Source organism: Bacteroides salyersiae WAL 10018 = DSM 18765 = JCM 12988 (assembly GCF_000381365.1).
Classification (GTDB): domain Bacteria; phylum Bacteroidota; class Bacteroidia; order Bacteroidales; family Bacteroidaceae; genus Bacteroides; species Bacteroides salyersiae.
Window position 1 is genome coordinate 1,448,854 of sequence record NZ_KB905466.1, and the last position, 11,898, is coordinate 1,460,751.

An 11,898-nucleotide genomic window follows, 5' to 3' on the forward strand; every position below is an offset into this window, starting at 1 on the left:
TACAATAAGGTAATAAACAACAGCAAACCATGAAGAAAATTTTATTAATTGCCCTGTCATGCTTCTTTCTGACAGGTCTTTCTGCCCAAACGGACACCAATTACAAAGAGAAACACCCATATAAAGACTGGGTAAAGATTGCACCGAAATTTGACGATGCATTTTTTAAAACGCCGGAAGCCATCCGCATTGCCGACAATGTATTACTGTATCAGCAAATTACCGGAGGATGGCCTAAAAACATTTATATGGCGGCCGAACTGACAGACCAGGAACGTAAAGATGCTCTCAAGATGAAAGAGAACGTGAATTTAAGCACAATCGACAACCGTGCTACCATCACAGAAATGAATTATCTGGCCCGTATCTATCTGGCAACTCAAGATGAAAAATACAAAGACGCCTTCCTCCGTGGACTACAATATCTCTTCGAAGCACAATATGAAAATGGAGGTTGGCCACAATTCTATCCACGTCCCAAAGGGTATTACATCCATATCACATACAATGATGACGCCATGATCAATGTGATGAAGCTTTTGAGAGATATAACCAAAGCGAAAGCTCCCTATACTTTCGTTCCCGATGCGGCACGGCAACAAGCACAGGTAGCTTTGGACAAAGGAGTGGAATGCATTTTGAAAACCCAAGTAAAACAAAATGGCAAACTCACCGTATGGTGTGCACAGCACGACCGCGAAACACTTGCTCCTGCCAAAGCACGCGCCTACGAACTTCCTTCGCTAAGCGGACAAGAATCAGACGATATCGTACTCTTCCTTATGTCCTTATCTAAACCGACTCCGGAAATGATTGCTTCCATCGATGCTGCTATCGAATGGTTTAAGGAATCGGAAATAAAAAATATAAAGAAAGAGTATTTCACCAATGCAGATGGCAAAAAAGACTACAGAATGGTACCTTGTACAGATTGTGAACCACTATGGGCCCGTTTCTACGAATTAGAGACCAACCGCCCTTTCTTCTGTGACCGTGACGGAATTAAGAAATATGATATCTCCGAAATCGGTTATGAACGCCGTAATGGTTATAGTTGGTACAACAATGGAGGTCTGAAAGTATTGGCAAAGTACAAAGAGTGGAAGAAGAAATTAGAGAAGTAATCATCCTCCCCAATATATAAATTATTAAATCCCATTATTTGCAGTTAGTACACCTACTGTAAATAATGGGATTTTTATCATAACACATCAGATAGTTTCTACTTATTGAAACCAATGGTTCCATCGGCATGGAACTGTTGGTTTCGTTCGTATGGAACTCTTCGTTTCATCCGTATGGAACCAATGGTTTCTCCGAAAGAAACCTTTCGTTTCATACGGGGAAACAAAATCAAACACAACATCTACAAAAACAGAGCAAGAAGCTTCATCCTATTGATTTTCATTAATCTTTATGTGTTTTTCCAAATTTCCCTCGATGAATTAATAATAAATTCTTAATATTGCAAATGTTACCATCATCAACTGCTATGAACAAATCGTTAACCATACTCCTCATTACTTTATGTAGTTGCTATTCTTATGCTCAATTACCGGTGATTCCGGTACCTGTTCCTAATGCGATGGATACTTATGGAACAAACATTAATTTCCCGTCTTCTCCCGGGCCATCTGCTCCCTTTACCCCAAGTAAACAGCAAAACAATATATACGACCCCAATGAACTGATACGCCGGAGACAAAGAGCACAACAAGAGATAGAGGAGGCAACCGCCATAATGAGAGAAATAGAAGAATGTTACAGTATAGCGAGCTCTCTGACAAAAAATGGCTTTCCATCTCAAGCCAATATCCCCGGCACAGAATATTTCCGTTCTGCTTATCAAGAAATTAGCGACATGTTGCATGACTCCATTACTCTAAATCTGAAACGGGCTATTTTCCTGATAGAAAACGCATTCCTGAACAACCAATTAAACTTTAACGATTTTCAAAAAGTATCAGTGAAAAGGCAGACTATTGTAAATGGAGAATGAGAGAACTAAAACTCAATCCGCATGACAGACTGGCACAAAATATGGCTATCTTCAGCTTGCTCACCGATACCTTGAATGTCCGGCAACCCGGAAACATTAAAGAAAATATCACCGGAAGCTTATAAACATTATGAACATATGCATAAGCTCTATAAGGAAATCGACAACAGTGGCTATGAGGATATGCCTAAAGAAATCTATGCACGTCGGTTACGCCATGTAGAGAAACTTAAAAAAGAAGAAGACGGACATGACTAACCCGCTATAAGAAAAACAGTGAAATAACAATCTTAAACAAAATATGGACTGGATCGGATAAAAAGCAAGGTCACTCGATCATGGATTTTTATGACCAAATAACCAATCTTCCAGAGGGACGTTATCAATTTATAGATGGAAAGTTTATTTCATATTAAATTACGTATACAATGAAAGCACTATTTTCTAAAAAGAGTATCATAACGCTGTCGATCTTATTGGTAATTGATATAATTATGATTGGTTGTTGGACGTTGTATAGCCAACCTGATGAAAGTATGACTATCATATTATTATTCATTATTCCTATGGTATTTTTAGCCAATTTAATGATTGCCGGTATATTCTATTTTATCAAAATATATTACACTCCTTTTTTCGTGATTAATGCTTTTTTATCTTCTTTTTTAGTGTACCTTTTTTTTGTACAATATATTGAAATTGATAAACGTATTCGTATGGATAGTTGGAAGTTTTTTATTGGTGGAGTTGAATATACCATATCGTGCGACGACATCAATAAAGATGGTAGTTATTATAGCATACAACATAGTCCTGAACCGGGTTTATCAATTGGTGGTGAGAATGAAAGAGGAATAGTTTTCACTCGAAACGATACTGTATATTTCACTGCCATAGATAGTACAACATATTTCATTTGTAACAATTATTTATATGGATACAAAAATATTGATAAAGTAAAAGTGAAAAAGAAGTATTAGTCGGGGGTTATTGAATTATTAATAGCAATATCATTGTAACATAATTCTCCCATTCCGCTTTCTGATAAATAATAAAAGACAAGAAAAAGATACATTATTAAAGCATTTCACTAATTATCAATCATTTTTTCATACTTTTCTTGATCAAGTAACAATAAATTCTTAATATTGCAAATATTACCATTATCAACTGCTATGAACAAATTGTTAACCATACTCCTCATTACTTTATTATGTAGTTGTTATTCTTATGCTCAATTACCGGGTATTCCGGTACCCGTCCCTAATGCGATGGATACTTATGGAATAAACATTAATTTCCCGTCTTCCCCCGGACCATCTGCTCCCTTTACCCCAAGTAAACAGCAAAACAATATATACGACCCCAATGAACTGATACGCCGGAGACAAAGAGCACAGCAAGAGATAGAGGAGGCAACCGCCATGATGAGAGAAATAGAAGAATGTTACAGTATAGCGAGCTCTCTGACAAAAAATGGCTTCCCATCCCAAGCCGGTATCCCCGGCACAGAATATTTCCGTTCTGCTTATCAAGAAATTAGCGACATGTTGCATGATTCCATTCCTCTAAATCTGGAACGGGCTATTTTTCTGATAGAAAACGCATACCTGAACAACCAATTAAACTTTAACGATTTTCAAAAGAGTATCAGTGAAAAGGCAGACTATTGTAAATGGAGAATGAGAGAACTAAAACTCAATCCGCATGACGGACTGGCACAAAATATGGCTATCTTCAGCTTGCTCACCGATACCTTGAATATCCGGCAACCCGGAACAGAAAAGACGGTCACACATTATCCCCTGAAATACAATTTGGACGATTATGACAGCCAAAAGAATTTTACCAGTCATTTTGTAAATACCCTACTGACAACCAATGTAGGGCAATGTCATTCGATGCCTCTTCTTTATTTGATTTTAGCAGAAAGGTTAGGTGCAAAAGCTTACTTGGCTTTGGCTCCTCAACATTCGTTTGTGAAAATACAGGATGATAATGGAGCCTGGTATAATCTGGAGCTTACTTGCCGCTCCATCTTGAGTGACTATCACTATATGAACAGTAGTTATATCAAAAGTGAAGCCATACGCAATAAACTATATATGAACCCACTAAGCAAGAAAGAAACGGTTGCTTCTCTTCTTACCACGCTGGGGCAATATTATCTCATGAAATATGGTTATGATCCGTTTATTTTGGACTGTTTACATACGGCGGAATCCTATTCACCTCATGATATTTATAATAAAATCATGGAAGCCGACTATGAAACCAGATTAACTTTGGAAATAGCCCGTTTGTTGAATGCCCGCCACCCGGAAACATTAAAGAAAATATCACCGGAAGCTTATAAACATTATGAACGTATGCATGAGCTCTATAAGGAAATTGACAACAGCGGCTATGAGGATATGCCTAAAGAAATCTATGCACGTTGGTTACGCCATGTAGAGAAACTTAAAAAAGAAGAAGACGGACATGCCCAACCCACTATAAGAAAAACAGTGAAATAACAATCTTAAACAAAATATGGATATGAAGAAATTTACGGGACTTATCATGTTGGTAATTGCAACCTGTTTGAAATTACAAGCCCAGCACTCCGAAGGAAATCCATTTGCACGTTTGGGGTATAAAGCCGATGTGTATACTTTCGGAGAGAAAGAAGAATTTCACGATCAAGAAACGATTGTAGAAATTGGGGAGGTACTGTTTAATACGAAGACAAACGAGGTAGTCGGCTTTGTAAACGGTGCAGATTCGTTGATAGAACTAAAACCGGAATTACAAAGTATGTCAATTGATCCGCACTGTGAGAAGTATTACTCGATTAGTCCTTATGCATATTGCATGAATAATCCGGTAAAATATATTGACCCAAATGGAAAAGATGCCGTTCTTGTCGTTTTTCCTGATTATAAAATATCAACTCCTATTGGCAAAATGGGAAATTTAGGGCATGCGGGAGTTCTTCTTATCAATAACAAAACAGGACTTACAAAATATTATGAATATGGACGATACGACAAAGAAGGGAAAGGAGAAGTTCGCAACATTAAAATCTCTAATGTAAAAATAGATAAAAACGGTAAACCAACCACGGAATCATTAAACAAAGTCATGGGAGAATTATCAAAAAAAGCAGGGCAAAACGGACGTATAGATGGAGCATATATCGAAAGCGATAAATTTGAAAATATGGATAAATATGCTACGATAAAGGAAAATGAAAATTCAAACCCATCCAGAAAAACATATAGCCTCACAGGGAATAACTGTGGAACATTCGCAGCTGATGTTGTAAATCAAGATGAAAATGTAAATAAGAAAGCACCTATTATAGTTGATCCACGCCCCAACAGTATAGTCGAAGAATACCAAGACAAATTTAAAACAATAACATATAATCCCAATATAAACAGAACTGAACTCAAATAAAAATGGAAAACCAATACCCTATTTCACTAATAGATCTAATAATATTAAACATATATTTAGGAAGTATTATATTCATATTAGGAACTATTTTACTCTTCTTTCTTATTAAAAGAAGAAACAAACTAAAAATTTCTTTTTTGGCTACAGTAGCGCAATTAGGTGGTAGTATCTTTTTGTCTTTATTAATATGGAAATTATGGCCTTTTAAAACAGATATAATGTACAGTTTTATCTTCTACCCTGCATTATGTTCAGAAATAGGAACTATTTTATTAACTTGGGGCATTTTTAACAAGTGGAATCCCCACTAATCAAATATTTTCGATAGATGAATCGTCTTATAAATCCCATTAAAAGAACATTGCTTACTTTAATGACATTAATAATACTATTAATCATAGGTGGGACTATCTTCATTGAAAAAGAAAAAGTAGACACTTTAACTTTTTTAGTATACTCTTTTTATCCAACTCCGTTTATTTGCATGGCATCTTTTGTTATAAGTTCGTTTTTTTTATCGGTCTTGGGTAAGGAAACACAAAATAGTAACTATTATAATCTCAACAATTCTAATCAGCTGGGTGTCATATATCTTTTTCTATATAAGTTCACTTTAAATAAAATATGTGGCACATTAAAACAAAGAAGTATAGATTATAAGAGATGGAAACAAAAAAATCGCTAACCCCAATCTATGAATTAGAATTGTCAGATGGCATTTCTTTAAAAATTCATGTAAAGAAAGCAAAAACAGGTATACTAAGTATTATTTTATTTTTTGCACTTTCAATCTTTTTTATTCCAATAATAGTCTTTATATATTTAGCTACAACCAGTGAAGGTATTCCTTTTGGTTTCATTATCACTTGTATAGTAGGTTTTCTTTCTTCAGGTTATTTATTGAAATTATATTTATGGAATAAATATGGGACAGAAGTCTTTATTATAAAAAAGAAAAATTTAGTACTATATTATGATTACAAACTATTCAAAGATAACTATAAAAAGATTCCTTTTGAGTCAATTCAAGTTTATTTTGAAGACAACGGTATATTGATGAATGCACCTCAGGGAGTTAATGTTCCTAAGGGGAATACGAATGTAAACAATGTGATTTGCTTTGATTTAGATGGTAAAGAAGTAAAATCTGAAGGTGAAATACCTCTTGAAGTAATTATAAAAATCAGCAAACATTTGCATCAAAATCGCTAATAAGTAGTTCATATATAGTATAATATCAGGAAAGTGCTTATAGAAAATGATATAGTTTTATCTCTCCTAAAGATAAACATGAAAGCATTAATTATTTCAGTAAAGATACTGGTTCCAAAGTTAATTTCAGATGTATCAAAACTAAAGAAAAGAAATATAGGATGAAAAGACTGATAAAAGCAATCGGGTTATTGTACGCATTATTAATCGTAACTGCATACCCTGTATATTCCCAGGCCGCCTACTTCAAAGAGCAATTAACACTTGCCAACATGCTTTCCGGCAAAGATTCTTTGAATCTTCAAAAAGCTGTTTATGCTGTCGAAAACGCTTATTACAACGATAACTTGAACGAAGAGGTTTTCAATCATCAGATAGAATGGTATGCTAATTTCTGCCGAGGAATTATGCAATCCGGCGACATCCGATACGAAGGACAGGGAGACGAACAAGCTGCCAAAGCACAATGTGCTGTTTTCGTATTCATGACGGATTCTATTCCTATGCAAATAGGAGATACAGTGGTAGCACATCTGCCTTTCGAATACAACTTCGATGATTATGCCGGACGTCAAAATTGGAGCAGCATGTTCGTATCGTATATGATGGAAACAAGAAAGGGAAATTGTCATTCCATGCCACTACTATACAAATTAATCATGGATAAGCTCGGTGAAAAGTGCTGGCTTTCATTGGCACCGAATCATATGTACATAAAAGCATGGAACAAACGTGCCGGATGGTACAATATAGAATTAACCTGTGCGGATTTTCCAACCGACGCTTGGCTGACAGCATCCGGATACATACACCTGGATGCAATAAGAAACGGCATATACATGGATACACTTTCCGTACAGCAATCAGTGGCACTATGCTTGACTGATCTGGCGCAAGGATACATGCATAAATATGGAACCGAAGACGGGCATTTCATTGTACAATGTTGTGACACTGCCTTGAAATATTATCCGGATTACATCAATGCGCTATTGCTAAAAGCACAAATCATTGCAGAGCAATATAAACGAAGCCCTTCGGTTACTTCCCAAAAACACATGAATGAATTATATGCCAAAATCCATCGTCTGGGATACCGGAAAATGCCGACCGATATGTATCTGAACTGGCTATATTCACTAAATGAATACAGTAACGAATACCGGATAAAGAAAATAATCAGCTATTCAAAGTAACGCTTACCAGAGAAAAACAAAAGGAGCGCATCAACAGTAATCTTTCTGACACACTCCTTAAGAAGAATTGAAAGCATTTTTACCCTATCCCACAATGTACTTCGCTTTCTTTCCGCAACAACGGTAGATCACCCAAACGATAAGCCATGATACGGCAAAAGCAATCACTGCCGCTACCGGAATCTGAACCGGGGCGGGTACACCGAGGGCACGTACCAACTCTACGCTCGGCCCTGTCAGGAAGTAATGCACCATATAGACGCCAAAACCGCAAAGGGTAAGATTAGCCAAAGCTTTCTGTACTTTCTCCGAACGGATTTGTACTTTCTTCGCCAGCATAAACACGGGAATCGTCATCATCACCACGTTGATGGAGCAATAAGTGAAAAAGAGTTCATACATTTCGTCCGTATATTCCGGCAGTGAAGAAATATAACGGAAACCGAAGAAAGTAATCGCATAACCGACAACAAACATCGGAATACCGATAGCCAAAGTTTTACTCAAAGACCAATCTAATTTTCTCAAATAATGCCCCAACAGCAGATACCCATTGAAACCGGCAAAAGCATAGAACATGCCAAACGCATTCCAGGAACATGTGCCCCACAGATACGAAGCAACAAACTGGTGATAATAAGGCAATAATAAGGTGACTCCCCAAGCTGCAAGAAACCAGAGCTTGGCACGATCGGACGCTTTTTCTACCCAAGCCGAAAAGATCGGCAGATAAAGATAAAGCCCTATCAGCAAGTAGATGTACCACATGTGTACGGCTATCGGAGAAAAATTCAGAGGAATCTGCGATATATACTCCAAAGCCACAGAGAAGGACTGACGCATCACTTCTTCACCGGCATAAGGGAAAAAATTAAGTATAACCTGCGGTTCAAAGCCCAATACTCCCGTTATCCACGGAAAAAGATTGTAAAGCACGGACCAGATGAGGAACGGAAAAAATACACGTGGAATACGTTTCTTATAAAACACGGAGGCATCGCCACGTACGGGCAAGAGTAAAGCTCCCGTAATCATTACAAACAGTGGAACGCAAGGACGCAGGACTGCTCCGTAAACCGCCCCCCAGAATTTTATTTCATCAATATTGGAGGCTGTGCCCGGATAGAAATTGAACGGATCGGTGCAATGGCAACAGACCACGGTAAACATGGCTATCAGTCGCACGACATCCAGCCAGACAATGTGATTTTTTTGTTGTAGCTCAATCGGTGCTTGTTTCATGATATGTATTAGTGTTTTTATTACAAAAAAGGGCATCTGTACTTAATAAGAAGATACAGATGCCCGGAATTATTTCAGTCGTTACAGGTCGTACAACGACGCAATATGAATATTATTTGCCATCACAACTACCACCTGCACAACGCGGCTTAATCTGTTTGAAGAAGTCATTGCCTTTGTCGTCTACCAGGATAAATGCCGGGAAATCCTCCACTTCGATCTTCCAGATAGCCTCCATACCTAATTCAGGATACTCCACGCATTCGATGCTCTTAATGTTATTCTGAGCGAGGATAGCAGCCGGACCACCGATAGAACCGAGGTAGAAACCACCGTATTTCTTGCAAGCATCGGTCACCTGCTGGCTACGGTTACCTTTAGCAAGCATAATCATACTTCCACCGTGACTTTGGAACAGGTCTACATACGGGTCCATACGTCCGGCAGTAGTCGGGCCCATAGAACCGCAAGCCATACCGGCAGGAGTCTTTGCCGGACCGGCATAATAAATAGGATGGTCTTTGATATATTGAGGCAGATCTTCACCACGATCCAAACGTTCTTTCAATTTGGCATGAGCGATGTCACGTCCTACGATGATCGTACCGTTCAGCGACAAACGGGTAGCCACCGGGTACTTAGTCAACTCTTTCAGAATCTCCGGCATCGGACGGTTCAAATCGATCTTCACTACGTTGCCTTCACCGGCATTGCGAAGTTCTTCAGGAATCAAACTGCCCGGATTTTCATCCAGCTTCTCAATCCAGATACCATCCTTGTTGATTTTACATTTGATGTTACGGTCGGCAGAGCAAGAAACTCCCAAACCGACGGGACATGATGCACCGTGACGGGGCAGGCGGATGATACGTACGTCGTGTGCCAGGTACTTACCGCCGAACTGTGCACCGAGGCCGATCTTATGAGCTTCCTCGAGTACCTGTTTTTCAAGTTCGATATCACGGAAAGCACGTCCGTACTCATTACCTGTAGTAGGCAATTCATCATAATAATGAGTAGAAGCCAATTTCACAGTCAGCAGGTTTTTCTCGGCAGAAGTACCACCGATTACGAATGCGATGTGATAAGGAGGACAGGCTGCCGTACCAAGGGTTTTCATCTTTTCGACTAAGAACGGAACCAGCGTAGCAGGGTTCAAGATAGCCTTTGTTTCCTGATACAGATAAGTTTTATTGGCAGATCCACCACCTTTTGTTACGCAAAGGAATTTGTATTCCATGCCCTCCGTTGCTTCGATATCGATCTGGGCAGGCAGGTTACATTTGGTATTCACTTCATCGTACATATTCAAAGGAGCATTCTGCGAATAACGCAGGTTCTCTTCCGTATAAGTTTTATAGACACCCAGCGAAAGGGCTTCTTCGTCGGAATATCCGGTCCATACCTGCTGTCCTTTTTCACCATGAACGATGGCCGTACCGGTGTCCTGGCAGAAAGGAAGTACACCTTTGGAAGCCACTTCCGCATTGCGCAGAAAAGTAAGTGCCACATATTTGTCATTCTCGCTTGCTTCGGGATCGCTCAGGATCTTCGCTACCTGTTCGTTATGCGAACGGCGAAGCATGAACGACACATCACGGAATGCAGCATTTGCCATAGCTGTCAGACCCTCTTTCGCCACTTTCAGAATCGGATTTCCTTCAAACTCGCTTACCGATACATAGTCTTTCGTAAGCAGATAATACTCAGTCTTATCTTCGCCATGCTCGAACATGGGCTGATACTTAAACGGAGGTGTTGCCATATTTTTACTTTTTATTACGTAATGTTAGTTAGTGTGGCAAAGGTAACAATAGTTTTTCGAAGTACAGAAAATGGAGGGCTAAAAAAGATAAACAGAAGATTATAGACATATTAGGACAAAAAAAGAGCGAAAAAAAGAAAAGGCTGAGCAATTACTGAAATCTTGCCAAAAACAGTCCGGTTGATTTTTATGAACAGTTTAAATATCAATATCATATAAATTAAATAATCGTTCCTTGATCTCATTCTTTTTCTGTTCTACATCTTGGCAACTATTCCGATTAACGATAAGATAAGAACTAACTTCCGGAAACTCATAGTCCTGAAAGATAGAATCACCAAACAAATGTTCAGCAACGTATTTATATAACCTAAAGCGTTGATTATTTGCTTTACTTTCAATTTTATCCGACTTCTTATCTATGGTCTGCGCACCATTGATAACAAACGAAGCAAATGGATGGTCAGACAGTATCAAAGGGACAACACTTGCACAAGTCAGAAAGATACGTAATGTTTGTGAATAGTTATATGCTTGAATAAGACGATTGTATTTGTTATCTAATTTACCATCACGTGCTGCATAGAACTTAATAGCAAATAAATCGCCAATAGCTTCCACCCGTATGATATACTTTAAACTTTGATATTTTACTGTTCTTTCCGTACGGAACTTATAAATATATGAAAAATCAAAAGCGTCACCATTGCTTGTCGGAGACGCTTTTTGGATAAAGTGAATATCGTATGGTTCTATACTGTCTAACATCAGGGAACGAGTTTAACTCTTGTAGAGCGGCATGTTTTTACTACTGGTATACCATCCCCTACAACAGTTCTTAAAGGCACAGGCCTATACCCGGACAAAGATTCCCATCCGAGACGCTCTCCTTTACTCTTCTTCTGGCCTTTAGTTTGGACAGAATTTTCTTTTCTTACATTAAATTGGTTTCCCATGTTGATCTTTGTTGTAATAACATTGTGCAAATATAGTGATTTTATTAAACTTATTACAGAACAGCCATTACATTTTGTATATAATTC

11 protein-coding genes are annotated in these 11,898 nt (G+C 38.2%); 8 read left to right on the forward strand and 3 right to left on the reverse strand.

Annotation, left to right across the window (positions count from 1 at the left end; all coding sequences use genetic code 11):
• The first annotated feature begins 29 nt into the window (after positions 1–29).
• The 8 genes from pelA (at position 30) to HMPREF1532_RS05535 (ending at position 7,848) form a co-directional block, all read left to right on the forward strand.
• Positions 30–1,124, forward strand: coding sequence for a pectate lyase (gene pelA, locus HMPREF1532_RS05490; RefSeq protein WP_005925997.1), 1,095 nt, complete (start codon positions 30–32; stop codon positions 1,122–1,124).
• Between the two features lie 368 nt (positions 1,125–1,492).
• Entirely contained in the window at positions 1,493–1,999 is a 507-nt protein-coding gene (locus HMPREF1532_RS05495; RefSeq protein ID WP_244266403.1) for a hypothetical protein, read from the forward strand.
• Entirely contained in the window at positions 1,996–2,124 is a 129-nt protein-coding gene (locus HMPREF1532_RS21915) for a hypothetical protein (protein ID WP_005926001.1), read from the forward strand. The genes HMPREF1532_RS05495 and HMPREF1532_RS21915 overlap by 4 nt, the downstream gene beginning before the upstream one ends.
• A 303-nt stretch (positions 2,125–2,427) precedes the next feature.
• Complete coding sequence (locus tag HMPREF1532_RS05500) at positions 2,428–2,979, forward strand: hypothetical protein (RefSeq protein WP_005926005.1); 552 nt, start codon at positions 2,428–2,430, stop codon at positions 2,977–2,979.
• Between the two features lie 195 nt (positions 2,980–3,174).
• Positions 3,175–4,515 (forward strand): hypothetical protein, encoded by a 1,341-nt coding sequence (locus tag HMPREF1532_RS05505; RefSeq protein ID WP_005926007.1) that lies wholly within the window; start codon positions 3,175–3,177, stop codon positions 4,513–4,515.
• A 22-nt stretch (positions 4,516–4,537) separates the two neighbouring features.
• Positions 4,538–5,440, forward strand: a complete 903-nt coding sequence (locus tag HMPREF1532_RS21715; protein WP_005926009.1) for a hypothetical protein — start codon at positions 4,538–4,540, stop codon at positions 5,438–5,440.
• Positions 5,441–6,103: 663 nt separating this feature from the next.
• Positions 6,104–6,652 carry a hypothetical protein gene (locus HMPREF1532_RS05530; RefSeq protein ID WP_005926014.1) on the forward strand — a complete coding sequence of 183 codons (549 nt, stop codon included), beginning with the start codon at positions 6,104–6,106 and terminating at the stop codon, positions 6,650–6,652.
• Between the two features lie 161 nt (positions 6,653–6,813).
• Positions 6,814–7,848: a hypothetical protein gene (locus HMPREF1532_RS05535; protein WP_005926017.1), complete on the forward strand. Its 1,035-nt coding sequence runs from the start codon at positions 6,814–6,816 to the stop codon at positions 7,846–7,848.
• An 84-nt stretch (positions 7,849–7,932) separates the two neighbouring features.
• Here the strand turns inward: HMPREF1532_RS05535 and HMPREF1532_RS05540 are convergent, their stop codons facing one another.
• The 3 genes from HMPREF1532_RS05540 to HMPREF1532_RS05550 form a co-directional block, all read right to left on the reverse strand.
• Positions 7,933–9,090 (reverse strand): acyltransferase, encoded by a 1,158-nt coding sequence (locus tag HMPREF1532_RS05540; RefSeq protein WP_005926020.1) that lies wholly within the window; start codon positions 9,088–9,090, stop codon positions 7,933–7,935.
• Positions 9,091–9,202: 112 nt separating this feature from the next.
• Entirely contained in the window at positions 9,203–10,855 is a 1,653-nt protein-coding gene (locus tag HMPREF1532_RS05545) for a fumarate hydratase (RefSeq protein WP_005926023.1), read from the reverse strand.
• Positions 10,856–11,053: 198 nt separating this feature from the next.
• A complete protein-coding gene (locus HMPREF1532_RS05550; protein WP_005926026.1) occupies positions 11,054–11,623 on the reverse strand; it encodes a hypothetical protein in 570 nt (189 codons plus the stop codon).
• Positions 11,624–11,898: the final 275 nt, after the last annotated feature.

Excerpts from the sequence above, each read along its gene's own strand:
- HMPREF1532_RS05535 (WP_005926017.1), top strand. The coding sequence starts at position 6,814 with ATGAAAAGACTGATAAAAGCAATCGGGTTATTGTACGCATTATTAATC.
- HMPREF1532_RS05545 (WP_005926023.1), bottom strand. The coding sequence starts at position 10,855 with ATGGCAACACCTCCGTTTAAGTATCAGCCCATGTTCGAGCATGGCGAA.
- HMPREF1532_RS05540 (WP_005926020.1), bottom strand. The coding sequence starts at position 9,090 with ATGAAACAAGCACCGATTGAGCTACAACAAAAAAATCACATTGTCTGG.
- HMPREF1532_RS05495 (WP_244266403.1), top strand. The coding sequence starts at position 1,493 with ATGAACAAATCGTTAACCATACTCCTCATTACTTTATGTAGTTGCTAT.
- HMPREF1532_RS21915 (WP_005926001.1), top strand. The coding sequence starts at position 1,996 with ATGAGAGAACTAAAACTCAATCCGCATGACAGACTGGCACAAAATATG.
- HMPREF1532_RS21715 (WP_005926009.1), top strand. The coding sequence starts at position 4,538 with ATGAAGAAATTTACGGGACTTATCATGTTGGTAATTGCAACCTGTTTG.
- HMPREF1532_RS05530 (WP_005926014.1), top strand. The coding sequence starts at position 6,104 with ATGGAAACAAAAAAATCGCTAACCCCAATCTATGAATTAGAATTGTCA.
- HMPREF1532_RS05550 (WP_005926026.1), bottom strand. The coding sequence starts at position 11,623 with ATGTTAGACAGTATAGAACCATACGATATTCACTTTATCCAAAAAGCG.
- pelA (WP_005925997.1), top strand. The coding sequence starts at position 30 with ATGAAGAAAATTTTATTAATTGCCCTGTCATGCTTCTTTCTGACAGGT.
- HMPREF1532_RS05505 (WP_005926007.1), top strand. The coding sequence starts at position 3,175 with ATGAACAAATTGTTAACCATACTCCTCATTACTTTATTATGTAGTTGT.
- HMPREF1532_RS05500 (WP_005926005.1), top strand. The coding sequence starts at position 2,428 with ATGAAAGCACTATTTTCTAAAAAGAGTATCATAACGCTGTCGATCTTA.